This is a genomic window from Lentzea sp. JNUCC 0626, assembly GCF_043632865.1.
Lineage (GTDB): Bacteria > Actinomycetota > Actinomycetes > Mycobacteriales > Pseudonocardiaceae > Lentzea.
Window position 1 is genome coordinate 4,800,275 of record NZ_CP171635.1, and the last position, 22,817, is coordinate 4,823,091.

Consider the following 22,817-nt stretch of genomic DNA (forward strand, 5'->3'; position numbering starts at 1 on the left):
AACCAGTCGGCCGGGTCGTCACCCGGAGAAACTACGAAGAACGACGGCGAACTACTTCTTGGCGGCGCCGGCCTTCTTCTTCTCGCGCACACGCACGGAGATGCGGACCGGGCTGCCCTCGAAGCCGAACTCCTCGCGCAGCCTGCGCTCGATGAAGCGGCGGTACGACGCCTCTAGGAAGCCCGTCGTGAACAGCACGAACGTCGGCGGGCGGGTGGAGGCCTGGGTCGCGAACAGGACCTTCGGCTGCTTGCCGCCGCGCACGGGCGGCGGCGTCGCGGCGATGAGTTCCGTCAGCCACTGGTTCAGGCGGCCGGTCGGGACTCGGGTGTCCCACGAGTTCAGCGCGACGCGCAACGCCGGCGCGAGCTTGTGCACGGCGCGGCCGGTCAGGGCCGAGATGTTGACCTTGTCCGCCCACGGCACGCGCACGAGGCCGCGTTCGAGTTCGCGGACCATCTCGGTGCGGCGGTCCTCGTCGACGAGGTCCCACTTGTTGAACGCCAGCACGCACGCGCGGCCCGACTCGACGACCATCGTCAGCACGCGCAGGTCCTGCTCGGCCAACGGCTCGTGGGCGTCCAGCAGCACGACCGCGACCTCGGCGGTCTCGATCGCGGACTTGGTGCGCAACGAGGCGTAGTACTCGGCACCGCCGGAGAACTTCACCCGCTTGCGCAGGCCCGCGGTGTCGACGAAGCGCCAGATCTCGCCGTCGAGCTCCACCAGCGAGTCGACCGGGTCGACGGTGGTGCCCGCGACCGAGTCGACGACCGAGCGGTTCTCGCCGGTCAGGCGGTTGAGCAGCGACGACTTGCCGACGTTCGGCTTGCCGACGAGGGCCACGCGCCGAGGCCCGCCGCCCCGTCCGCCGAAGTCGTCGCGCGGGGTCTCGGGCAGCTTGTCGAGGATCACGTCGAGCAGGTCGCCGGAGCCGCGGCCGTGCAGACCGGACACCGGGTACGGCTCACCGAGGCCCAGCGACCACAGCGACGCGATGTCGGCCAGCAGCCTGTCGTCGTCCACCTTGGACGCGCAGAGGATCACCGGCTTCTTGGAGCGGCGCAGCGTCTTCGCGACGGCCTCCTCGGTCGCCGTCGCGCCGACCGACCCGTCCACGACCAGCAGGATCACGTCCGCGGTCGCCATCGCGAGCTCGGCCTGCGCGGCCACGGAGGCCTGCAGCCCGACCGCGTCCGGCTCCCAGCCGCCCGTGTCGACCACGGTGAACTTGCGGCCGTTCCACAGCGCGTCGTAGGCGACTCGGTCACGCGTCACGCCGGGCACGTCCTGCACCACGGCCTCACGGCGGCCGATGATGCGGTTGACCAGCGTGGACTTGCCAACGTTCGGCCGTCCGACCACAGCGAGCACCGGCTGGGGCGGCGCTGCTTCCTCCCCGTCACCGCCGTCGAGGTCGTCGAAGGCTGACCAGTCGGCCTCGTCCTCCCAGGTGCCGTCCAGGTCCGTCATCGTCTTCCCTCACTCACACGAAGTCCATCGAGTTCGGCGACCAGTGTCGCCAGGCGATCGCGCACCTGCTCGGTGGCAACGCCGAGGGCCGCTCGCCCCTTCCCCTCGGGAAGGTGGAACGGCTCACCGATCAGCACGTCGACCACGGGCCGCCAGCCCTTGGCCTGGTAGGTGCCGCGGCAGGCGATCGGCAGCACCACCGCACCGGACGTCTTGGCCAGCCACGCGGCACCGTTCTGCGCGCTCGCCACGTCGCCCTCGCCGCGCGTTCCCTCGGGGAAGATCCCGATGACGCCGCCGGCTTTGAGCACGGACTGCGCGGCGACCAGCGCCGTGCGGTCGGCCTCACCCCGTTTGACGGGGATCTGCCCGATCTTGCGCAGCAGGTAGCCGACGACGCCCTTGAACATCTCCTGCTTGATCAGGAACGTCACGCGCCGGGGCAGTGCCCCGAACAGGATCGGCCCGTCAGACATCGAGCTGTGGTTGGCGACGACGACCACGCCGCCGCTCAAGGGTACGCGGTCGGCGCCGTGCACCCGCAGCCGGAACTGCCAGACGTAGGGCACGCGCCCGATCCAGCGTCCGAAGTCGAACAACCAGGGCACTGTCCCCTCGGGAACGCTCACCCGGTCACCCGCAGCCCGCGCTGCTCCACGAGGCCGATCAACGCGTCGATCGTGCCGGCGAGGTCGAGGTCGGTGTTGTCGAGCACCACCGCGTCGTCCGCGGCCATCATCGGCGACACGGCCCGCGACGAGTCGTACTTGTCACGCCGCTGCACGTCCGCGAGCGCAGCGTCCACAGTGGACTGACGCCCGGCGGCGCTGTCCTGCTTGGTGCGGCGCGCGGCGCGGGCGTCGGCCGACGCCGTCAGGTAGACCTTCAGCGGCGCGTCGGGCGACACGACCGTGCCGATGTCCCTGCCTTCGACGACGATGCCGCCGACGTGGTCGACCGCGTCCGCGATGATCGCGCGCTGCTGGGCGACGAGGAGTTCGCGCACGTGCTTCGTCGCCGAGACCGGAGACACCGCCAGCGACACCTCGGGGCCGCGGATCTCGGCCGCCACGTCGTCGCCGTCGAGGCTGATGCCGGGCTTCTGCGGGTCGGTGCCGACGACGAGCACCGCGCCGTCCGCGACGGCGATGACCTTGTCCTCGTCGGTGGGGTCGACGCCCGCGCGCAGGACGGCCAGGGCGATCGCGCGGTACATCGAACCGGTGTCGAGGTAGCGCGCGTCCAGCGCCGTGGCGACGCGCTTGGCCACGGTGGACTTGCCGGTGCCGGCCGGTCCGTCGAGAGCGACCACACCGCGCAACTGACCCTGGCCCACTGCAGCTCCCCTCGAGACACCCACGGCCCTCATTGTGCCTGGTGCGGACGCTCACACCGGCACCGGGACGGTCTGCGGCGGGATCGGTGCCGATCATCCGGAATCATGTCGCGGTGAACTTCGGCAGGTGGCGGCTCGCCATCGTGGCGTTCGTGGTGTTCCTGATCGGCCTCGTGATCTGGGCGTCCGGCTCGGCCGACGTCATGGAGAAGGGCGACAAGCTCGCCAGCATCATGGGGCCACCGCTCACGATCGCCGGACTGGTGGCCGCCGTGGTGTTCGGCGTGCTGGGCCTGCGCGCGAACGCCGTGCGCGCGGACCGCGACCCCGAACAAGCGTTGGAGGACCTCGCGAGGCTCGTCACCCGGCAGTGGGAACGGGAGGCGGGGTCGCGCGGGCTGACCCGCCAGGATCCCCTGGACGTGCGCTGGGTCTCGACCGAACGCCCGGTCGCGCCCAGTGCCGCCGAGATCATCGGTGCCGGTGCCGTCGGCCGGCCTCTGCGGCTGAAGCTGCGCGGCGGGGTGGGCGATCTGGCGGACGCGCTGCACGAACTGCCGGGGCATCAACTCGTGGTGCTGGGCGAGCCGGGGTCCGGGAAGACGAGCGCGGCGATCCTGTTGACGCTTCGACTGCTCGGGCGGCGCGACCCCGGCGACCTGGTGCCGGTGTTGTTCTCGCTCGCGTCGTGGGACCCGGTCACCCAGGACCTGGACGCGTGGATGGTGCAGCGACTGGCGGTCGACCACCCGGTGTTCCGGGACCGCGGGGTGCACGGCCTCGAGGTCGCGCGGGACCTGATCGACCGCGGGCTCGTCCTGCCCGTGCTCGACGCGCTGGACGAGGTGGCGTTGAAGGCCGACGCCCTCAAGGGGATCGCGCGCTTCGTCGGCAGGAACAAGCCGATGGTGCTCACCTGCCGGGCCGACGACTACGAGGACGTCATCCAGGAGACAGGCGCTCCGGTCGGGCGTGCGGCGGTGGTCGAACTGAAGCCGGTCGACGCCGCTGAGGCGGCGCGGTACCTGAAGGCGGGCACGGTGGCGGGTGACGAGCGGTGGCGTCCGGTCGTCGCGGTGCTGGGCGACGAACCGGACGGGGTGCTCGCGCGGGCGTTGTCCACGCCGCTCGCGGTGTACCTGGCGAAGACGGCGTTCACACCACCCGCGACCGATCCGGCCGGTTTGCTGGAACTGCCCAGCGCGTCCGCCGTCGAACAGCGCCTGCTGGAGGCCTACCTGCCGGCGCTCTACCCGGAGCCGGCAGCACCCCGGAAATGGCTGGCATTCCTCGCGCGCAGGCTCGCCGCGAAGCCTGCCGCGGAGAACCTGGGGTGGTGGCAGGTGTGCCTGTTGCTGCCGGCGCCGCGGGTGGTCGTCGCCGCGAGCCGGGGAGCGGTCGCAGGGTGCCTCCTCGCCGCGGTGATCTTGACCAAGGGCGTGTTCCAGGGCGACTGGCCGGCGCCGGCGCAGGCGACCACGATCGTTCTGTGGTGTGCGCTGTTCACCCTCGGAGCGATCTCCGCAGCGGCCGCCGGAGCTCTCGTCGGGTTGCTGCGCACCGTGCTGCCGAGCTCGAGGAAGCTCCCCGCCTACCTCGCGCTCTCCTGGAGCTCGGTGCTCGGCAACCTGTCCTTCGGGGTGCTCATCGGGGTGCTCGGCATCACGATCAGCGACGCGCTGGCGTCCAGCGGGAAGGGGACGGGCACGCTCGTGGTGGTGGGCTCGGTCTTCGGCATCGGCGTGGCAGGCACCTTCCTGATGAACAGGATCTCCGCGAGCGCGCCGATCAGCCCTCGCACCAGTCTGACGGGTGACCGCGGGGCCACGATCTTCGTGGGCACAGCGGCTTTCCTGGCCACCTCCGGCGCGCTGTTCACCCTGGACTGGCTGAACGACGAACTCACCGCGAGCGCGGTCGTGTCCGCGGTCGGTCTGGCGTTCGTCGTGGTGTCCATCTGGCCGATGATGGGCGTCTGGATCGACTTCACCGTTGCGCGGATCTGGTTCGCGTTGTGCCGCAAGCTTCCTTGGCACCTCATGGACTTCCTGGAGGAGGCACACGAACGCGGTGTGCTGCGGCAGGTCGGTGCGGCCTACGAGTTCCGGCACCAGCGGCTCCAGCAGTACTTCGGGCAGAAGGTATCGATCGGCTGAATCGGCACAAGGCGCGCGCGGGCCGCGCCGATCTCGTGTGCGCAAGTTCCGATCAGTCGAAAGGCCTCTGGTGACCACCACTGAACAGCGCAGCGACGTCGAGGCGTTGCTGCACCGCACGCTGGCCGCGCACAAGTCGATGTTCCTCGCCACGGCGGGCTCGGACGGCTCGTGGGTGAGCGGCGTGTACTTCGCCGAGGACGGGCCTCACTCGCTCGTGCTCGTGCTGGAGGAGCGCGGGCGCACGCTCAAGGCGATCAAGGAGAACCCCGAGGTGGCGGTCGTGGTGTCGACCGGGTCGCCGATGGAGCCGTTCCTGCAGGCGCGCGGGACCGCTGTGGTGGTCGACGGGGTCGAGGACGAGGTCGTCCGTCAGCACCTCGTCGCGAAGGTGCCCGAGGCCGGGCCGTTCCTGGCGACGCCGATTCGGGCCGTGCGCATCGGGGTGCCGTCGTGGCGCGTGACGGACATCCCCAACGGGTGGTTGCCCGGCAAGGATTTCAGCGCCTGAGTCGGGACTGGCGCCCCGTCACGGGCGGGGCGCCTGCCTGACCGCGGCCTGCACGCGGTCGATGTCCGCCCGGGCCAGCGGCAGGGCCCACTCACTACCGGGGTGACCGCCCTTCTCCCAGCCGTCCCGGTAGATCTCCCAGGGGATTCTTCCCGTGTCCGGGCAACGGATCAGCGTGTGTGCGCCGCTGAGGTCGAGCACGTCCCTGAGGCTGCGGAAGAGCGCGAAGTAGTAGTGGCCGTCGACCGGTTCGGCTTGCCGGCGGGCCGTGCGCAGAGCGATCCACGCCTCCAGCTTCGGTCGTTCGTAGATCGCCACCCGCAGCGCGGGGCCGTGATCCGGTGGCAGGTCGTCGGTCACGGAGCAGGCGGACTCGAAGTCGATCATGTCGATCGCGGTCCGGTACGACGCGAAGGCGCCGTCGGGGTGCCGCGCCGCCCGCTTCGCCTGAATCGACAACGCCTCCTGTGCGAGGTCTCCTGCGGTGTCCTGGCGCGCGTCGATCAGGAGTCTGATCTGGGCAGCCTCGGCTTCGGTCACCTCATAGGAGTCGTCGTACCGTCCCTTGAAGCGCCTGGCGTCCTCCAGGACACCGGTCCACTCCCAGCGGTGGTGGCCCAGGTACTGCTGTTCGTCGAACGGCCCGAACGAGCGCACGAGGGCGTCCGCGCTCTCACTCGCGGGCCCGTGCGCCATGTTCCTGAACAGCGCGTAGTAGGTGTAGTCGGCCAGATATGGCTGGAACACGCGATCACCCCCCAGTGATCACCCCACTTTAGCGGGCGGAACTGGCGAAACGCACGCACACTGGGCCCTCCGGCCTGGAGGCACCCCGATGACGCAGCTGCCCCAGCTCGACGCCTCGCTCTTCCTCACCGACGGCGGCGCCGAGACCACACTGATCTTCGACGACGGCATCGACCTGCCCGACTTCGCGGCGTTTCCGCTGCTGGACGACCCCGACGGGCACGCGGCGCTGACCCGGTACTACGAGCGGTACGCGGGCATCGCCGAACGGGACGGCGCCGGCATCGTCCTCGAGACCGCTACCTGGCGAGCCAGCGCGGACTGGGGCGCGCGGCTCGGGTACGACGCGAAACGACTCGCCGAAGCCAACCGCAAGGCCGTCGACCTGCTGCTCGACGTGCGGCAGCGGTTCGCGATCCCCGTCGTCATCAGCGGGTGCGTCGGGCCGCGAAGAGATGGCTACCGGCCCGACACGACCATGAGCCGCGACGAAGCATACGACTACCACTCGACGCAGATCAGGACGTTCGCGGACACGCCGGCCGATCTCGTCACCGCCATGACGCTGACGAACACCCCCGAGGCCACCGGCATCGTCGACGCCGCCCGCGACGCGAACGCACGAGTGGTCATCTCGTTCACCGTCGAGACGGACGGCCGCCTGCCGTCAGGGGGAACGCTCGGCAACGCGATCGAAGAAGTCGACGCGGAGACGAACAGCTACCCCGCCTACTACATGGTCAACTGCGCGCACCCGACGCACATCGCGCCCGCGCTCGACCCGGAAGCGCCGTGGGCACAACGGATCCGGGGCCTGAGAGCCAACGCGTCCAAGCTCAGCCACGCCGAACTCGACGAGGCGGAGACGCTCGACCGCGGCGATCCCGAGGAGTTCGCGAACGACTACCGCGAGCTCAGAACGAAGTTCCCGCAGCTGACCGTGCTGGGCGGCTGTTGCGGCACCGACCACCGGCACGTGGAGGCCGTCAGCCGCGCGGTCAGTGGTTGAGGTCGGTCCTCAACGCCGCCGCCCCGCGCAGGTACACGTGCTTGATCGACGACCGCGGCAGGTCCGTCTCCACGTGCGCCAGCAACCGGATCACCCGCGGCATCGAGCCGGGCACCGCGATCTCCGTCGCGGACAGCAGCGGCACGTCCGAGAGCCCCGCCAAACGCGCCGCGTAGGCGGGGAACTCGGACACCAGGTCCGGTGTCGCGGTGAGCACCACGGAGATCAGGTCGTCCGACGTCAACGCGTTGCAGGACAACACCTCCCGCACCAGCTCGGCCGTCGCCTCCAGCAGCAGTTCGCGCGAGTCCGCGTCGATCTGCGTGGCTCCCCTGATCGCTCGCACCGCCATGCCACCGACAGTAGCAGCGTCCTCAGTGGACAGGTCATTGCTCCACAACGATGTTCGGGAACCGGGCGGTGAGGCCGAGCAGGTTCACCACGTAGACCGCCCACCCGCCACCGGTCAGCACCAGCCGCCGTTCCCCCAGCGACTCCGCCGTCTCGATCAGCACGCGCATGCCGCTGGAGCCGATGAACGTCAGCCCGGCGAAGTCGATCGTCACGTCGGCGGAACCGGTGGCCGGCGCGCACGCCAGCGCGAGTTCGGACCGCAGCAGGTCGGTGGTGTTCAGGTCGACCTCACCGACCAGCGTCACCACCGCACCGTCGCGGCGCACCTCCAACTGGCCTGGTCTCGGTTTCATCGCGGGCGCCCCAAAGGCTCGGGAGCGTCAGGAAACGCCACCCGGCCCGTGAGCCACCAGTGCCGGTCGGCCCCGAAACGCCTCTACGGTGCCAGGTCCGCCAGCAACAACCCGCTGCGCGGCTTCGGGGTGAAGTAGGTGCTCTTGCGCGGCATCTTGCGGCCCGACAGCACCTCCCCCAACGGCACGGGCGCGATCAGCAGCACGGCCTCGGCCTCCACGGCGGGGTCGACGACAGGCCGCACGCACGGACTCTCGGGATCGAGCCCCAACGCCTCGTCGAGCAGCACCGACTCCACCACGGCGTGATCGATCCCCCGGCCCGCGGGCAGTGCGACCCGCAGCACCGCGTCGGGGCAGCGCACCACGACCACGCCCGGTTCCGGGTCGACGACGTACGGCAGCGCCGTCACCGTCAGCCCGACCCGTTCCCACGCCGCCACCAGGTCGGACGTCGTGAGCCCGGTGCCGGCGACGGCCCGGTGGATCGGCCCGACGCGCAGGCCGGGCCCGGACGTGACGAGCGCCAGCAGCCCGGCGAGCCCCGCCTCGCGCGCCGCCGCGACCCGGTGGTTGCCGTCCGCCACGAGCAACGGGTGCGCGCCCGCGGCCTCCAGGAACCGGTCCTGCACCGAGCCGGGCCCGACCAGCCACACCCAGTGCCGCCGCCCGCCCGAGTCGACCAGCGAGACCGCGGGCTCCTCGGTCATGCCGAGCACCAGGTCGGTCAGGCCGTCGTGCGGCGTGATCGGGATCAGCATGGCGGCGCTGGTGGCGATGCCGAGCGAGGCGAGCACCTGGCCGCGTTCGGCGACGACGTCCGGGTAGACGTCCTCGGTGTGCTCGATGCCGTCCGGGTCGACCAGGCACAGCAGGCCGCACGCGGTGCCGTCCGGTCCGTCCACGCGATAGGGCGCGACGACGTCGTTGACCTCGCGATATGCCCGGCGGATCAACGCCGCGAGCTCGGTGCGGGCGGCGGGCAGCGCGTCCAGCAGGCTGGTGCCCGCGGCGAGCGCGGCGGGCGTGCGATGGGGGTGCTGGACGGCCAGCAACGTGCCGTGCGGGGCTCGTGCGAGCGCCCCGATCACCTGGCCGGGTTCAGCGAACTCGTCGACGTCCGGGCCGGGCACGCGCTCGCGTACCACCCAGCCGTGACGCACGGGGCGTACACGCGATGACATCCACGTATCATGATCTGTGTGAACGTGGAGATCACGCCCCTGCCGGGCATCGGGACGCGCCAGGACTTCATGATCCGCGCCGGACGTCGTGTCGGCGTGATCACCTATCGGGACGGCAAGTTCGAACTCATCGTCTCCAAAGCCAACGACCCGGACTCGTGTTCCGCGTCGATACCGCTGTCGCCGGAAGAGGCGAGCACGCTGGCGGGCCTGCTGGGCGCGCCGCAGCTCGTCGCGCACCTGCGCGAGGAGACCCGGGACATCGCGGGCATCACGACGCGGCAGCTGCCGGTCACCGCCTTCGCGAACCACACGCTCGGTGAGACCGCTCTGCGCACCAGGACCAGTGTGTCCATCGTGGCCGTCGTGCGCGCGGGCAACGCGCATCCGTCGCCCGGCCCCGACTTCCTCTTCGAAAACGGTGACCTCGCGGTCGTCGTCGGCACCGCGGAGGGCCTCGACGCCGCCGCTGAGATCCTCCACGGCGGTTAAGCACAGTGCACGAGACAACAATCGCCATGATCCAGCTCGGCGCGGTCTTCTTCGGCCTCGGTCTGCTGGGTCGTGTGGCCAGACGCGCCGGAATCTCGCCCATCCCGCTGTACCTGATCGGCGGGCTCGCGTTCGGCGACGGCGGGCTGGTGCCGTTGCACGGCATCGAGGAGTTCACCCACCTCGCCAGCGAGATCGGCGTGGTGCTGCTGCTCCTGCTGCTCGGTCTCGAGTACTCGGCGTCCGAACTCACGACGGGGTTGAAGAAGTCGTGGATGGCGGGCGTGCTCGACCTGGTGCTGAACGCGGCACCGGGCGCGATCGTCGCGTTGATGCTCGGCTGGGGCACGGTCGGGGCGCTCGCGATGGCGGGCGTCACGTACATCTCGTCGTCCGGCATCGTCGCGAAGGTGCTCGGCGATCTGGGGCGGCTGGGTAACCGCGAGACGCCCGTCGTGCTGTCGGTGCTCGTGTTCGAGGACCTCGCGATGGCCGTCTACCTGCCGGTGCTGACGGCCGTGCTGGCCGGCGTGACGTTCCTCGGCGGGCTCACGTCCGTCGGCATCTCGTTGCTCGCGATCACCGTGGTTCTGGTGGTGGCGTTGAAGTACGGCCGGTTCATCTCGGCCATTGTGGACAGTCCCGACCACGAGGTGTTCCTGCTCAAGCTGCTCGGTTCGGCGTTGCTCGTGGCGGGCATCGCGTCGCAGCTGCAGGTGTCGGCGGCGGTCGGCGCGTTCCTGCTCGGCATCGCGATCTCCGGGTCGACGGCCGAGAACGCGACGCGCCTGCTGGAGCCGTTGCGGGACCTGTTCGCCGCGATGTTCTTCGTGGTGTTCGGTCTGAACACCGACCCGACGTCGATTCCACCCGTGCTGGGCATCGCGGTGGCACTGGCCGTGGTCACGACCGCGACGAAGGTCTTCACCGGCTGGTGGGCGGCGCGGCGGCAGGGCATCGGCAAGATGGGCCGCATGCGTGCGGGCGCGGCACTGGTGGCGCGCGGCGAGTTCTCCATCGTCATCGCCGGTCTGGCCGTGGCGTCCGGGCAGGTGAACGGCGACCTGGCGGCGCTGGCGACCGCCTACGTGCTGCTGATGGCAATCCTCGGGCCCATCGCGGCGAAGTACGTTGAGCCAATCGGTGAATTCTTTCAGCGCAGACGGCAGATGGCCTGAAACAAGTGCCCCGATGTGACGACTCTCTAGTGAGAGCTAGACGGAGAGTAGGGGCGAAACGTCATGACCGAACCCGCAGAAGTGGAGACCACCGGCCGGTTCCTGGTGCTGTTGCAGGAAGACGCCGTCGAAGAGGGGCTGGCCGAGCTCGGCACGATCGCCGGGTTCGACCTCAACAGCGGTGATCTGGACGCGGAGACCGTGCAGGTCTTCCCGGAGCTCGGCGTGGCGGTCGTGTCCGCCGACCCGACTCTGCTGGCCGAGCTGAACAGCGCGGCCGACCGTCCCGGCCCGGTGCAGATCGTCGAACCGGAACGCGTCGTGCACGCGTTCCAGGACGACGACGCCGCACCGGCCGAGGAGGACGTGGCCGCGGCAGCGGACGAATCGGTGCTGACCTGGGGGTTGCAGGCGGTCGGCGCGGACGTCAGCACGGCCACCGGCAAGGGCATCAAGATCGCGGTCCTGGACACCGGCTGGGAGAAGAACCACCCGGACTTCACCGGCCGCACCATCACCACGAAGTCGTTCATCAACGGCGAGGACGTGCAGGACGGCCACGGCCACGGCACGCACTGCATCGGCACGTCCGCGGGCCCGCGCAAGCCCGCCACCCTGCCCGGCTACGGCGTCGCCTACGAGGCCGAGATCTTCGCGGGCAAGGTGCTGTCGAACGCCGGTTCCGGTTCCGACGGCGGCATCCTCGCGGGCATCGACTGGGCCGTCACCAACGGCTGCGCGATCATCTCGATGTCGCTCGGCGCGGACGTCCCCGCGGGCACGCCGTACTCGCAGATCTACGAGACCGTGGCCCAGCGCGCGCTGGCCAAGGGCACGCTGATCATCGCGGCGTCGGGCAACGCCTCGTCGCGTCCCGGCCGGATCGCCCCGGTCGGTCACCCGGCTCGGTGCCCCAGCATCATCGCCGTGGCCGCGATCGACGTGAACCGCGCGATCGCGTCGTTCTCCTCGGGCTCGGCGGACAAGATCGGCCAGATCGACGTGTGCGCGCCGGGCGTGGACGTGTACTCGTCGTTCAAGCTGCCGGACAAGTACCGCCGCCTGCGCGGCACCTCGATGGCCACCCCGCACGTGGCGGGCGTGGCGGTCCTGATCGCCGAGAAGACCGGCGCACGAGGTTACGAGCTGTGGGCACGCCTCGTCGGCACGGCTCTGCGCCTGCCGCTGCCGTCCACCGACATCGGCTCCGGACTCGTCCAGGCGCCATGACCGCTCCGGTGGACCAGGTGATGGTCTCCGTGACCGAGGGCAGCCTCCCGCAGGTGCTCGACGACCTGCGGGAGGCGGGCCTGGTCGTGGACACGGTCCTGGAAGCCCTCGGCGTCGTCACCGGCACCGCCGAGGTCAAGGCGATCCCGGCACTGCAGGCGGTCCCGGGCGTCCTGGACGTGGAACGGCAGTGGCGCGTGCAGCTCCCGCCGTACTGACTAGGCTCTGCGCTGACCCCTTTCACGGCTGATCGAACACGTGTTCTATGCTGTGCGCGGGGTCACGTCGTTGCGCAGAGAGGAAACCTGATCGTGTCGGACACGCTCACCGAGGTGAAGGCAGTCGAGGAGACCGTCGTGGAGGAGACTCCGGCGGCCACCGCGCCCGAGGCCCCGAAGCCCGTCGAGGCGCCCGCGCCCGCCGAGGCACCGAAGGCCGAAGAGCCCAAGGCTGAGGCTCCCAAGGCTGAGAAGCCGAAGGCCGGCCGCCCGAAGAGCACGGCGAAGAAGACGCGCACCGTGGAGCTCACGCTCACGGTGACCGCCTCCGCAGAGGGCGAGTGGCAGGCAGACCTGGTCCACGGCACGCAGCGCGTCGTGTCGGGCCTGGTAATCCCGGCCATCGCCGTCTCCAAGGCGGCCAAGGAGCTGCACGAGGACATCGCCGAGGGCATCGAGTCGGTGCTCGAGGCGGCGCGCGACCAGCACCGCACCCGCATGGAGGAGCTGGAGGCCGAACTGGCCAGGGTGAAGGCTCAGCTGGCCGAGCTCTCGGAGTAGTTCACCAGCACCACGCAGAAGGGGCGGCCCGCGACGACGCGGGCCGCCCTTTCGCGTGTCCGGGGCCAGCCAGCCAGGAAGGCGGGCGGGATGCACGAGGCCAGGACGGTGGGAGGCGGGAAGGCGTCCGGAGGCGGCGGCGAGAGGTGGGGCGGCGGGGGCGGGGCGGCGAGAAGCGCGGTGGGGAGGCAGGCCGGTGGGGCGGCGAGAGGTGGAAGCCAGCGGGGTCTCGGAAGCAGGAGGCGCGGCGGAGCGGGCACGCCTGATCGGCACGCGAAGCCGAAGGCGAGCCGACCCGACGGCGAAGCCGAGGTGCTCTTGGCTTTTGCTTTTGTCTTTGCCCTTAGCCAAGAGGCTTCGGCGGTGGGGTCCCATCACGAGTCGCACCACAGCTCTTGCTGCATGCCTGGAGGGGTGTCAAACCGCCACGCTTTTCGGCGGTTTGACACCCCTCCAGGCATGTGGCCCGCTCTTGGTGCGGCTTGTGATGGGACCCCACCGCCAACGCAACCACACTACGAAACAGGCAGCCGCCCAACACAAACAGGCGTGCCATCAACCCGCTCGCAGCGCTGGCCCCCTGATCAGATTGCCGAGGTCTGGGGCAGAGCCCCAGGGGAAGCACGCAACAGAAACCCGCCGCACGCAACCGGAACCACCCGACAACCGGCGCGATCAGCGAGACGGATCCAGCACCAACTTCCCAGCAGTCCGCCGAGCCCGAAGATCCTCGTGCGCAGCACGAATCTCCCCCATCCCGTACTCCCCACCGGGAACAGCCTTCAACTTCCCATCCACCACAAGCTGGAACAACTCAGCCATGGCCCGATGCGCCAACGTCCCATGCTCAGCATCCCGAACCTTCAAAGCGTGCGGCAGCCACATACCCGCAACGGCCGTGGAGTGCACCAACAGCGCCCCGAGATCAACCGGCTTCGGCCTTTCCCGCGAGGCCATCCCATAAAACGCAAGCCGCCCAAACGGAGCCAACGCCACCAACGACTGGTCAGTCGTGGCACCTCCAGTCATGTCCAGCACCACATCAACCCGCCGCCCACCATTGGCTTCCTTCAAAGCAGCGGTCATGTCATCAGCCCGGGAGTCGATGGCCACATCGGCCCCGAGCGACAACGCCAACTCCCGCTTCTCCTCAGAAGAAGCAGTAGCGATAACCCGCCCAGCCCCCCACAACTTGGCCAGCTGAACGGCAATCGTCCCAACACCACCAGCAGCCGCATGCACGACAACCGACTCACCGGGCTCCATGTGAGTCGACTTCCGCAGCAACAACCAGGCAGTGGCCCCCTGAACGATCAACGACAACGCAGTCAGGTCGTCCACACCGTCCGGCACGTCAAAGGTAGTCAAAGCAGGCGCAACGGCCTTCTCCGCGTACCCACCGGAGTTCTTCGTCAACGCCACCACTCGACGCCCGTCAGGAGCAAAACCGACAACCTCCCCACCAGGCACCAAAGGCAACTCCATCCGGGCGAGGTAGGAGTTCTCGGCCTGGTGCGTGTCGGCGTAGTTCAACCCCGCGCGCGACACGGAGATCAGCACCTCGCCCTCGCCCGCGACCGGGTCGGGCAGCTCCACCTGCTGGAGCACCTCGGGCCCGCCGAACTCGGTGATCTGGATGGCACGCACGGTCAGTTCTCCTTGAGGGCGAGCGAAATGGGGTCCTTCTGGGCGGCCGCGACACGGGAGCCGTCGGCGGCACGGGGGCCCGGAGGGTTGCGGAAGTTGAACGGCTCCGCCGGGCGGCCGGACTGGACGAACCAGGCCTCGCCGGTGCCGGAACCCTCCACAATGGACATGAACGCGTCCACAACTGCCGACACCGGCAGGATCGGCATGCCGACCTTGTCGAGGGCCGAGCGCAGCGGGACGATGATGTTGGTGTCGGCGAACGCGGGGCACAGGGCGTTCACGCGGATGTCCTGGTACGCGCCGCCGAGCGCGCGGACCAGGCCGACGACGGCGGCCTTGTTCGCGCCGTAGACCGGGTCGCCGGGCGTGGGCATCAGGCCCGCCATCGACGCCGTGGCGATGATCTGGCCGCCGCGCTTGCGCAGCTCGGGCAACGCGTGGTGCGCGCCGTAGACGACGCCGTCGACGTTGATCGACATCGCGCGGCGGTAGAGCTCGATGTCGAAGTCGTCGCCGAGCGAGCGGCCGGTGCCGATGCCGGCGTTCAGGAACGCGATGTCCAGGCCGCCGTACGTGCTCACGGCGACCGCCACCGCCTCGGCGGAGTCCGACGGGACCGTCACGTCGCAGCGCACGAAAACGCCGCCGATCTCGTCGGCGACGGCTTTGCCCTGGTCCTCGTCCACGTCCGCCACCACGACGTGGGCGCCGAGCGACGCCAGCCGCCGGGCGGACGCGGCCCCGATGCCGTTGGAGCCGCCGGTGATGAGCGCGACCTTGCCGGTGAGTTCCACGGGCACCTGCCTCCTCGTATTGCCACATTCCGACCAGTCGGTATGGTCGTCCGGACAGGCCTGGACGTCAAGCTGACTGATAGGTACGTTACTAAGCGCTTGCTTAGCCCACCAGACAGACTGAAGGAGGACCCGTGGCCGACAGGGTTGCGATCGTCACCGGCGCGGCTCGTGGCATCGGTGCCGCGGTCGCGCAGCGTCTCGCCGCGGACGGCCTGGCCGTCGCGTTGCTCGACCTCGACGAGCAGGGCGTGCTCGAGGGCGCCGAGAAGATCGTCGCGAGTGGTGGGCGGGCCGTCGGCCTGAAGGTCGACGTCGCCGACGAGGAGCAGGTCAACGCCGCGGTCGCGAAGGTCGCCGAGGACCTCGGCGCGCCGACCGTGCTGATCAACAACGCCGGCGTGCTGCGCGACAACCTGCTGTTCAAGATGAGCGCGAGCGACTGGGACACGGTCATGAACGTGCACCTGCGCGGCGCGTTCCTGATGAGCAAGGCCGTGCAGGCGTTCCAGACGAAGGAAGGCTTCGGCCGCATCGTCAACCTGTCGAGCACGTCCGCGCTCGGCAACCGCGGCCAGGCCAACTACTCCGCGGCCAAGGCGGGCCTGCAGGGCTTCACGAAGACCCTCGCGATCGAGCTCGGCAAGTTCGGTGTCACGGTCAACGCGATCGCGCCCGGCTTCATCGCCACCGAGATGACGAAGGCGACCGCCGAGCGCATGAAGATCTCGTTCGACGACTTCCTGGTCGGTGCGGCGCAGGCGATCCCGGTCGCGCGCGTCGGCCAGCCGGAGGACATCGCGCACACCGCGTCGTTCCTCGTCAGCGAGGGTGCCGGGTTCGTGTCCGGCCAGGTCATCTACGTCGCCGGCGGACCGAAGGACTGACGATGCGCGCTTTCGAGAACATCGACGAGCTCGTCGCCGCCAAGGGCCAGCACCTCGGGTTCGGCGAGTGGCACGAGATCACGCAGGAGCAGGTCAACCTGTTCGCCGACGCGACGCTCGACCACCAGTGGATCCACATCGACGTCGAGAAGGCCGCGAAGGGACCGTTCGGCGGCCCGGTCGCGCACGGCTACCTGACGTTGTCGCTGGTGCCGTACCTGGTGCGGGACGTCTACACGGTCAAGAACATCAAGATGGGCGTGAACTACGGCAGCAACAAGGTCCGCTTCCCGCAGCCGGTGCTGGTCGGCGCCAGGGTGCGCGGCGGGGTCGAGCTGCTCGACGTCACCGACATCGCGCTGGGCAAGCAGCTCGTGACCAAGGTCGTCATCGAGATCGAGGGCAGCGAGAAGCCCGCGTGCGTCGCCGAGATCGTCAGCGTGATCGTGCCCTGATCAGGGCCTGAGGCTGTGGATCAGCAGGTCCGCGTAGTGCTCCGCCAGCCGTCCGGGCGGCATGTCGCCGTCCGGGCGGTACCAGGTGCCGAGCTGGTGCAGCGAGCCGAAGAAGTAGTACGTGGCGACGTCGGCGGGCACGTCGCCGCGGAACGTCCCGTCCGCCTGCCCCTCCTCGACGAGGCCGCGGAACTTCTCGTGGTAGCGCCGCCGTTCCGCCCGGACCTCCTTCTGCTTCTCGGCCGAGAGGTGGTTCATCGACCGGAAGAACACCCTGGCGGCGTCGAAGTCGTCGATGCTCGTGACGATCACGTCGACGGCGGCCTCGCGGAGCCGTTCGGTGATCGGTCCTTTGCTCTCCGCGATCTTCTCCAGGTGCTCGGTCTGCAGGCGCAACAGCCGCCCGTAGATCTCGTGCAGCAGGTCGTCCTTGGACCCGAAGTAGTGGTACATAGCGCCTTTGGTGACACCGGCGTGCTCGACGATCTCCTGCACGGCGACGCGTTCGTACCCCTTGTCCGCGAACAGGCGGGTGGCGGCGTCGATCAGTCTTTCAGGCACGGTCACGACCGGAGCGTACCTCCCGACCAAGGAGAACCGAGGCAATGATCAGTCGCTGGACCGTCGTCGCCGACCGCGGCGACCTCGCCAAAACCGAAGTGCTGCACGACGAACTCTCCGCCGGCCTGTCGGACGGCGAGGTGCTGCTGAAGGTCAGCCGCGTCGGCCTCACCGCCAACAACGTCACCTACGGCGTGATCGGCGACCTCATCGGCTACTGGCGCTTCTTCCCCGCGGGCGCCGAGCACCAGGGCGTCATCCCGGTCTGGGGCTTCGCCGACGTCGTCGAGTCCACTGTGGACACCCTCGCGCCCGGCACCCGCGTCTACGGCTACCTGCCGATGGCGAGCCACGTCGTGGTCCGCGCAAAGCCCACCTCGTCCGGCTTCGTGGACGTCGCCGAGCACCGCGCCGACCTGCCCGCCGTCTACAACAGCTATCTGGTGACCGCCCAGGACCCGGCCTACGACGAGGCGTTGGAAGACCTCCAAGTGCTCTACCGGCCGCTGTTCCTGACGTCGTTCCTGCTGGCCGACCAACTGGCCGACAACTCGTTCTACGGCGCGCGGACCGTCGTGATCTCCTCGGCCTCCAGCAAGACGGCGTTCGGCACGGCCCAGTGCCTGCGCGGGAAGGGCGTGCGGGTCGTCGGCCTCACCTCGCCGCGCAACGTGGAGTTCACCGAGGGCCTCGGCCTCTACGACACCGTGCTCCCCTACGACGCCCCGGTGGACGTCGAACCGTCGGTGTACCTGGACTTCAGCGGGTCGGCCGACGTGCGGTCGGCACTGCACGACCGCCTCGGCGACGAGCTGAAGAAGGACATCTCGATCGGCCTCACGCACAAGGCCCCGTCGCAGGACCAGCGGTCGGAGTTCTTCTTCGCGCCGGACCAGCTGCGCAAGCGCACCGCGGACTGGGGTGCGGACGGCCTCGCCCAGCGGTTCGGCGAGGCGTGGCGGGGCTTCACCGCCCAGGCCGGCGACTGGGTCGCCGTCGTCGGGCACAGCGGCCCGGACGAGCTGATCGAGGTCTGGCAGTCGGTGCTCGCGGGCAGGAGCAACCCGGACAGCGCCGACGTGATCACCTTCTGAGCAGGGTCACCAGCAGCCCCACGATGTTGAACGCGTCGTCGTGGCCGCGGTGGTGCGTGCCGTCGATCTTCCCACCGGTCAGCCGCACCGCCTCGGCCATGCCGACCTCGCGCGGCAACGCGTGCGTCAGCGCGAAGAGCGTCTTGACGTTCAGGTGCCTGGGCCCGAACGGGTAGCGGACGCCGAAGTCCGCACACTGCCGTTCGAACATCTTGCGGTCGTAGTCGCCGTAGGAGGCCCACACGCGCCGGTCCGCGCGGAACTCCTTGCGCAGCACCGCGCACGCCTCGGCGAACGAGACGCCACCGTCCACATCGGCCTGGGTGAGCGTGGTCAGCTGCGTGCAGAACCGGCTGACGCGCGAGCGCGAAGGCCGCACCAGCACGGAACGACGCTCGCCCCGCTTCCCGGTGGCCACCTCGACCGGGCAGACGCCGATCTCGATGATCTCCGAGAACTCGCCGGGCGGCGGCGTGCCCTCCCAGCACGTCGACTCCACGTCCACCACCAGCACCTCGTCCAACGCGATCACGTGTCGATGGTCCCCCACATGTCTACTGGAATACGACGACGGGCAGCACGACGACCTCGCCGGTGGCGGCGTTCCAGGACTGGACCCTGCCGAGGCAGCGGGCGTTGAACTGGCCAGGGGGCAGGGTGTCGCGCAGGCTCGCCGTGTCGCACTCGACGCGGATCCGGCCGTCGCCGACGGGGGCGTGCAGGACGGCCGGGTCGTCGCCGTCGCCCACCTCGAAGCGGCCGTGCAGGGAGACGTAGTCGCGGACGTCGTTGAGCCGCTTGGCCTTGCTGCGGTACCAGGCCTCGTCGGCGCGCATGGTCTGGGTGGTCAGGTCGACGTCGACCACGCCGTGGGCGGCTCTCAGGCCCGCGAGCACGACGCCGATGACGTCGATCTCGGAGGCGGGTTTCTCGTAGGTGTCGGTGTTCTGCTCGACGACCGAGCCGTCGACGCCGATGCCGAACTCGCTCGGACCCACCTGGAGCTTGCCGTTCTTGGTGACGGTGATCTGCTTGACGAACTGGCGGGTCACGGCGTCGTCGTAGCGGCCGACCTTGCAGAGGTTGATCATGCGCTGGCCGTGCACGTAGAACAGGATTCCCGGGATCTCGGGTTCCGGGGCGCGGTGCCGCAGTCGTTGCCAGGCGAGGACGACCACGACGATCAACGCGATCAGCGTGGCGACCCACAGCAGGATCCAGCCCCACGAGACCGACCACCAGAGCGCTCTATCGACAGCCACGGATCTCCCTCACCGCCTCCAGCAACGACTTCGCGCCGGCCTCGACCAGACGGCCACCGCTCGCCTGGGCCACGCGGTCCAGTTCGGCCGTGGAGGCCTCACCGAACCTGATCGGGTACACGGGCACCTCGCCGCGTCCCACCCGCAGGAACTCGTCCAGGGACGGGCCCGCGTTGTTCTCGCCGTCGGTCATCAGGACCACCGCCGTGTCGCCGCTCGCGAGTTGCAGGGCGCGGTCGAGGGCGGCCCAGATGGCCGTGTTGTCGCGCAGGTCGTCGGACGCCACGACGGCCAGCAACGCGTCGAGGTCCTCCTTGCCGCGCACCGTGATCGACCGTTCCTCCAGCACGGTGCCCGCGAACCTCAGGATCGTCACGGTCTCGCCGACGTAGAAGCGGTCGAAGCCGTTCAACGACGCGAACGCCTCGCGCAGCCCGGCCATCCGGGCGCCGCGCATCGACGTCGACCAGTCCAGCACGAAGATCACCTGACGGCCGTCGCCCGCGCGGTCGTGGAACAGCAGCAGGCGGTCGATCACCTCGGTGCTGTCCGGGAAGTACAGCGCGGTGCCGAGGTCGGCACGCAGCTTCTCGTGCCGGGTCACCGAGGATTCCACCGGACGGCGCCACGTGCGGTCGGCGATCATCTGCTGCGCGGCGGGCGATCGCAGCCACTCCACCACGCGGTCGTAGGCGGCGCGGTGCTCGGGCTTGACGAGCATCAGCGGGTAGTCGGAGAGAACGATGCCGTCGCGCGGGTAGACGATCTCCAGCGGCTCACTCAGCTTTCCGGAAGCGTTGAGCGACAGCAGTTCCGACTCGTGCGCGACCAGTCCGTCCACATCGGACCGACGCGTGAACTCCCCCACCGCGTCGGGCACGTCGAACGCCCGGCCCGTCAGGAACCCCTGCAGGCGATCGCAACTCACGTCCTCGGGCCGCAACGGCGCTCCGGTGCCCGCGGCCGCCGTGGCCACGCCGATCAACGCCGCCATCCCGCCGCCGGAGACGCGCGGATCGGCCATGCCGTACCGGAACTGGCCCAGAGCAGCACGGTCCGCCACGTCCGCCCACGTCGGCCGCTCCCCCAGCACGGCGCGCTTGTCACGCCGCACCCCGAGCACGACCGGGGACGTCATGATGCTCGCCGCGAGCTCCGGTTCGGTGCCGCGCAACCGCAGGAACCTGGTGGTGGACAACCAGGCCAGGTCGAACCCGTCCAACGACCTGCTCGCCTCGACGGTGCCGCGATGTTCCACCGCCAGCTCGACACCGGTGGCGCGCTTCAACTCCGCCAGCACCGGGGCCAGGTCGGCGAGTTCCGTGCTCGCGAGCACTCGGAGCTGGACGGGCGGCGGCGTGCTGGCCGCGCACGCCGTCAGCACCAGCAGCGCGACCAGTGCCAGCAGCCTCATTTGCAGTCGCCGACGACGTCGAGCATGTGCTCGAAGAGTTCGGCCTTCGGCAGTTCCACCCTGCCCATCTCGCCGGCCGGAGGTTCCGGCAGGCCTCGTCCGGCGATGTAGCCGCCGAAGTCGGCGCCGGTCTCGCCGTTCCAGCCGAGCGAGTGGAAGCCGAGTTCGACCGCGCGTTGGCGCAGCTCCGGGTCGTTCATCATCAGCTCGCCGATGCGGTCGCCCTCGGGGGTGAACGAGATCAGCTCGGGCGTGCTCTGGTGCTGCTTGGTCGGGTAGAGCAGCACGCGTTCGGTGTCGAAGTCCTTCTGCCGCAACTGGTACGCGATGTACTGGTGCTCGTAGATCACCGCGATCACGGCGTGCGTGCGGCCTTCCGGCACGAAGTACTTCGGGGCCATGTCCTCGCCGGCCTGGCCCTGCGCGTCGATGTGCGGTTTGACGGCGAGGGCCAGTTTCTCGGCCTCCTCGACGGTCTGCGGCGGCACGTCACCGAGGGCGGTGGCGAAGAACCCGACGAGCGTCGCTCCGGAGTAGGCCTTGCAGGGGTCCGGCGACTGGGCGATGACCCGGTTGCCGTTGGTGAGGCGGGGGTCGATGTCCTTCCAGCGCTCCTTGCCGAGTTCGGCGAACGCGTTCATGTTGAGGGTGTAGTAGAACGGTTTGTCACCCTCGTAGTGCGGCGTCGCGACCTTCGCTCTGACGAGCGCCTCGGCGTACTCGCGGAACGTCGCGAGCACCACCGGAGTGAAGAAGGGCCGGTACGGCACGACGTGCTTGCCCGCCCTGCGCGCCTTGACGTGCTCGTTCGCCACGTGCCCGGACGGGAAGACGAAGTGGTACGAGTCGAGGTCGGGTTTCTCGGCGAGGTCGCGGGACCCGATCGGCGTCACGTGCACCTGGTAGCCGCGCGCCATCAGGATGCGCTTGACCTGCTCGTCCTGGAAGAAGTCGCGCTTGGAGGCGAAGAGCGCCCGCACCACCGTCACAGACTTGAACGGGCCGGTGACGTGCCCCGAAACGAGCAGCACCACCAGCCCGGCCACGAACACCGCCAACGGCGGCACGAACCACAGCAGGAACCGTCTTCGCGGGTCGACGATCTTGAACTCGGGCTCCCGCACGGCTCCCCCTGGAGTCAGACGATCACGGCACCACCGTCGACGACGAGCGTCTCGCCAGTAACGTAACCGCCCGCCGGGGACGCCAGGAACAGAACGGCCGCGGCTAGTTCTTCCGGGTCACCGATTCGCCCGGATGGCAGCGCCGCCTGCATCTTCTCCAGGTACCCCGGCGGGTACTGGTCGGTCATCTCGGACTCGAAGAAGCCGGGGCAGATCGCGTTGACGCGGATGCCCTTGCGGCCCGTCCACTGCTGCGCGAGGTCCCGCGTGAGGCCGAGCAGGCCCGCCTTGGACGCCGAGTACGCGGCCTGGGGAATGCCGCCCGTGACGAGGCCCAGCACGCTGGAGATGTTGATGATCGAACCGCCGGAGGTCATGACCGCGGCGGCCGCCTGGGCCATCCAGTAGGCGCCGTTGAGGTTGACGTCCATGACGCTGAGGAACTGCTCAGGCGTCTCCCGCGAGGCCGGGACCGCCGTGCCGACGCCGGCGTTGTTCACGAGCACCCCGACCGTGCCGAACTCGGCCGCCTGGCGGGCGACCTCGCGGCAGTCGTCGGGCTGCGAGATGTCGGCCTGCACGACCAGCGCGCGCTGCCCGGTGGCCTCGACGAGCGCGGCCGTGTCCTTCAGCTTGTCCGCGCGACGGGCGGCCAGCACGACGTCCGCGCCCGCCTCCGCGAGGCCCTTGGCGAACGCGACGCCGAGGCCCGAGGACGCGCCGGTGACGATCGCGACCTTCCCGTCCAGGCGGAACTTGTCCAGGATTCCCATT

Annotated in this window: 26 protein-coding genes; 11 read left to right on the top strand and 15 right to left on the bottom strand. The window is 69.7% G+C overall.

Translation table 11 applies throughout. From position 1 onward, the window contains the following. Window positions 1-51: 51 nt before the first annotated feature. Genes der through cmk form a run of 3 tightly spaced genes read right to left on the bottom strand, consistent with a single transcriptional unit; the run spans window position 52 to window position 2,785 of the window. On the bottom strand, window positions 52-1,473 hold the full coding sequence (der, locus tag JNUCC0626_RS21105; protein ID WP_394621503.1) for a ribosome biogenesis GTPase Der: 1,422 nt from the start codon (window positions 1,471-1,473) through the stop codon (window positions 52-54). Further along, window positions 1,470-2,102, bottom strand: coding sequence for a lysophospholipid acyltransferase family protein (locus JNUCC0626_RS21110; protein WP_394621504.1), 633 nt, complete (start codon window positions 2,100-2,102; stop codon window positions 1,470-1,472). The genes der and JNUCC0626_RS21110 overlap by 4 nt, the downstream gene beginning before the upstream one ends. After that, a complete protein-coding gene (gene cmk / locus JNUCC0626_RS21115) occupies window positions 2,099-2,785 on the bottom strand; it encodes a (d)CMP kinase (protein ID WP_394622071.1) in 687 nt (228 codons plus the stop codon). The genes JNUCC0626_RS21110 and cmk overlap by 4 nt, the downstream gene beginning before the upstream one ends. Before the next feature lie 137 nt (window positions 2,786-2,922). Between cmk and JNUCC0626_RS21120 the strand changes: the two genes are divergently transcribed. Together JNUCC0626_RS21120 and JNUCC0626_RS21125 are read left to right on the top strand one after the other, a co-directional pair. Then, the gene (locus JNUCC0626_RS21120; RefSeq protein WP_394621505.1) at window positions 2,923-4,965 is read left to right on the top strand and encodes a hypothetical protein; all 2,043 of its coding nucleotides are present in this window, start codon (window positions 2,923-2,925) and stop codon (window positions 4,963-4,965) included. A 70-nt stretch (window positions 4,966-5,035) separates the two neighbouring features. Beyond that, window positions 5,036-5,476 (top strand): pyridoxamine 5'-phosphate oxidase family protein, encoded by a 441-nt coding sequence (locus tag JNUCC0626_RS21125; protein WP_394621506.1) that lies wholly within the window; start codon window positions 5,036-5,038, stop codon window positions 5,474-5,476. An 18-nt stretch (window positions 5,477-5,494) separates the two neighbouring features. On the opposite strand, the gene JNUCC0626_RS21130 is transcribed toward JNUCC0626_RS21125, so the two are convergent. Next, window positions 5,495-6,223 (bottom strand): hypothetical protein, encoded by a 729-nt coding sequence (locus JNUCC0626_RS21130; protein WP_394621507.1) that lies wholly within the window; start codon window positions 6,221-6,223, stop codon window positions 5,495-5,497. A gap of 88 nt (window positions 6,224-6,311) precedes the next feature. Here JNUCC0626_RS21130 and JNUCC0626_RS21135 point away from each other — a divergent pair, with 88 nt between their 5' ends. After that, window positions 6,312-7,232 (top strand): homocysteine S-methyltransferase family protein, encoded by a 921-nt coding sequence (locus JNUCC0626_RS21135; protein ID WP_394621508.1) that lies wholly within the window; start codon window positions 6,312-6,314, stop codon window positions 7,230-7,232. Here the strand turns inward: JNUCC0626_RS21135 and aroH are convergent. From aroH to JNUCC0626_RS21150, 3 genes are all read right to left on the bottom strand, one after another. Then, on the bottom strand, window positions 7,222-7,584 hold the full coding sequence (gene aroH, locus JNUCC0626_RS21140; RefSeq protein WP_382445681.1) for a chorismate mutase: 363 nt from the start codon (window positions 7,582-7,584) through the stop codon (window positions 7,222-7,224). The two genes, JNUCC0626_RS21135 and aroH, sit on opposite strands and share 11 nt — an antisense overlap. Before the next feature lie 34 nt (window positions 7,585-7,618). Then, the gene (locus JNUCC0626_RS21145; protein ID WP_394621509.1) at window positions 7,619-7,939 is read right to left on the bottom strand and encodes an STAS domain-containing protein; all 321 of its coding nucleotides are present in this window, start codon (window positions 7,937-7,939) and stop codon (window positions 7,619-7,621) included. Between the two features lie 83 nt (window positions 7,940-8,022). Beyond that, a complete protein-coding gene (locus tag JNUCC0626_RS21150; RefSeq protein WP_394621510.1) occupies window positions 8,023-9,123 on the bottom strand; it encodes a DUF1015 family protein in 1,101 nt (366 codons plus the stop codon). Between the two features lie 18 nt (window positions 9,124-9,141). On the opposite strand from JNUCC0626_RS21150, the gene JNUCC0626_RS21155 reads away from it, so the two are divergent. From JNUCC0626_RS21155 to JNUCC0626_RS21175, 5 genes are all read left to right on the top strand, one after another. Next, the gene (locus JNUCC0626_RS21155) at window positions 9,142-9,615 is read left to right on the top strand and encodes a cation:proton antiporter regulatory subunit (protein ID WP_382445684.1); all 474 of its coding nucleotides are present in this window, start codon (window positions 9,142-9,144) and stop codon (window positions 9,613-9,615) included. Window positions 9,616-9,641: 26 nt separating this feature from the next. After that, on the top strand, window positions 9,642-10,793 hold the full coding sequence (locus tag JNUCC0626_RS21160) for a cation:proton antiporter (protein WP_382445689.1): 1,152 nt from the start codon (window positions 9,642-9,644) through the stop codon (window positions 10,791-10,793). A 63-nt stretch (window positions 10,794-10,856) separates the two neighbouring features. Beyond that, window positions 10,857-12,023, top strand: a complete 1,167-nt coding sequence (locus tag JNUCC0626_RS21165; RefSeq protein WP_394621511.1) for a S8 family peptidase — start codon at window positions 10,857-10,859, stop codon at window positions 12,021-12,023. Then, entirely contained in the window at window positions 12,020-12,241 is a 222-nt protein-coding gene (locus JNUCC0626_RS21170; RefSeq protein WP_394621512.1) for a hypothetical protein, read from the top strand. Before JNUCC0626_RS21165 ends, JNUCC0626_RS21170 begins: the two co-directional genes overlap by 4 nt. A 93-nt stretch (window positions 12,242-12,334) precedes the next feature. Next, window positions 12,335-12,802 carry a DUF6319 family protein gene (locus JNUCC0626_RS21175; RefSeq protein WP_394621513.1) on the top strand — a complete coding sequence of 156 codons (468 nt, stop codon included), beginning with the start codon at window positions 12,335-12,337 and terminating at the stop codon, window positions 12,800-12,802. Between the two features lie 675 nt (window positions 12,803-13,477). Here the strand turns inward: JNUCC0626_RS21175 and JNUCC0626_RS21180 are convergent. Beyond that, on the bottom strand, window positions 13,478-14,449 hold the full coding sequence (locus tag JNUCC0626_RS21180) for a quinone oxidoreductase family protein (protein ID WP_394621514.1): 972 nt from the start codon (window positions 14,447-14,449) through the stop codon (window positions 13,478-13,480). Between the two features lie 2 nt (window positions 14,450-14,451). After that, complete coding sequence (locus JNUCC0626_RS21185; RefSeq protein ID WP_394621515.1) at window positions 14,452-15,252, bottom strand: SDR family NAD(P)-dependent oxidoreductase; 801 nt, start codon at window positions 15,250-15,252, stop codon at window positions 14,452-14,454. A 128-nt stretch (window positions 15,253-15,380) separates the two neighbouring features. Here JNUCC0626_RS21185 and JNUCC0626_RS21190 point away from each other — a divergent pair, with 128 nt between their 5' ends. Together JNUCC0626_RS21190 and JNUCC0626_RS21195 are read left to right on the top strand one after the other, a co-directional pair. Continuing rightward, the gene (locus JNUCC0626_RS21190; protein WP_394621516.1) at window positions 15,381-16,133 is read left to right on the top strand and encodes an SDR family oxidoreductase; all 753 of its coding nucleotides are present in this window, start codon (window positions 15,381-15,383) and stop codon (window positions 16,131-16,133) included. A 2-nt stretch (window positions 16,134-16,135) separates the two neighbouring features. After that, entirely contained in the window at window positions 16,136-16,588 is a 453-nt protein-coding gene (locus JNUCC0626_RS21195; RefSeq protein WP_177230067.1) for a MaoC family dehydratase, read from the top strand. Here the strand turns inward: JNUCC0626_RS21195 and JNUCC0626_RS21200 are convergent, their stop codons facing one another. After that, window positions 16,589-17,155, bottom strand: a complete 567-nt coding sequence (locus JNUCC0626_RS21200) for a TetR/AcrR family transcriptional regulator (protein ID WP_394621517.1) — start codon at window positions 17,153-17,155, stop codon at window positions 16,589-16,591. Between the two features lie 38 nt (window positions 17,156-17,193). Between JNUCC0626_RS21200 and JNUCC0626_RS21205 the strand changes: the two genes are divergently transcribed. Further along, window positions 17,194-18,243 carry a DUF2855 family protein gene (locus JNUCC0626_RS21205; protein ID WP_394621518.1) on the top strand — a complete coding sequence of 350 codons (1,050 nt, stop codon included), beginning with the start codon at window positions 17,194-17,196 and terminating at the stop codon, window positions 18,241-18,243. On the opposite strand, the gene JNUCC0626_RS21210 is transcribed toward JNUCC0626_RS21205, so the two are convergent. The 5 genes from JNUCC0626_RS21210 to JNUCC0626_RS21230 are packed head-to-tail and all read right to left on the bottom strand — an operon-like array spanning window position 18,233 to window position 22,816. Continuing rightward, window positions 18,233-18,775 (bottom strand): exonuclease domain-containing protein, encoded by a 543-nt coding sequence (locus JNUCC0626_RS21210; RefSeq protein ID WP_394621519.1) that lies wholly within the window; start codon window positions 18,773-18,775, stop codon window positions 18,233-18,235. The genes JNUCC0626_RS21205 and JNUCC0626_RS21210 overlap by 11 nt on opposite strands. A 22-nt stretch (window positions 18,776-18,797) precedes the next feature. Next, a complete protein-coding gene (locus tag JNUCC0626_RS21215) occupies window positions 18,798-19,505 on the bottom strand; it encodes a hypothetical protein (protein ID WP_394621520.1) in 708 nt (235 codons plus the stop codon). After that, the gene (locus JNUCC0626_RS21220) at window positions 19,492-20,919 is read right to left on the bottom strand and encodes a substrate-binding domain-containing protein (protein WP_394621521.1); all 1,428 of its coding nucleotides are present in this window, start codon (window positions 20,917-20,919) and stop codon (window positions 19,492-19,494) included. The genes JNUCC0626_RS21215 and JNUCC0626_RS21220 overlap by 14 nt, the downstream gene beginning before the upstream one ends. Then, window positions 20,916-22,043, bottom strand: coding sequence for a hypothetical protein (locus JNUCC0626_RS21225; protein ID WP_394621522.1), 1,128 nt, complete (start codon window positions 22,041-22,043; stop codon window positions 20,916-20,918). The genes JNUCC0626_RS21220 and JNUCC0626_RS21225 overlap by 4 nt, the downstream gene beginning before the upstream one ends. Window positions 22,044-22,057: 14 nt before the next feature. Beyond that, window positions 22,058-22,816: an SDR family NAD(P)-dependent oxidoreductase gene (locus JNUCC0626_RS21230; RefSeq protein WP_394621523.1), complete on the bottom strand. Its 759-nt coding sequence runs from the start codon at window positions 22,814-22,816 to the stop codon at window positions 22,058-22,060. Between the last annotated feature and the right edge of the window lies 1 nt (window position 22,817).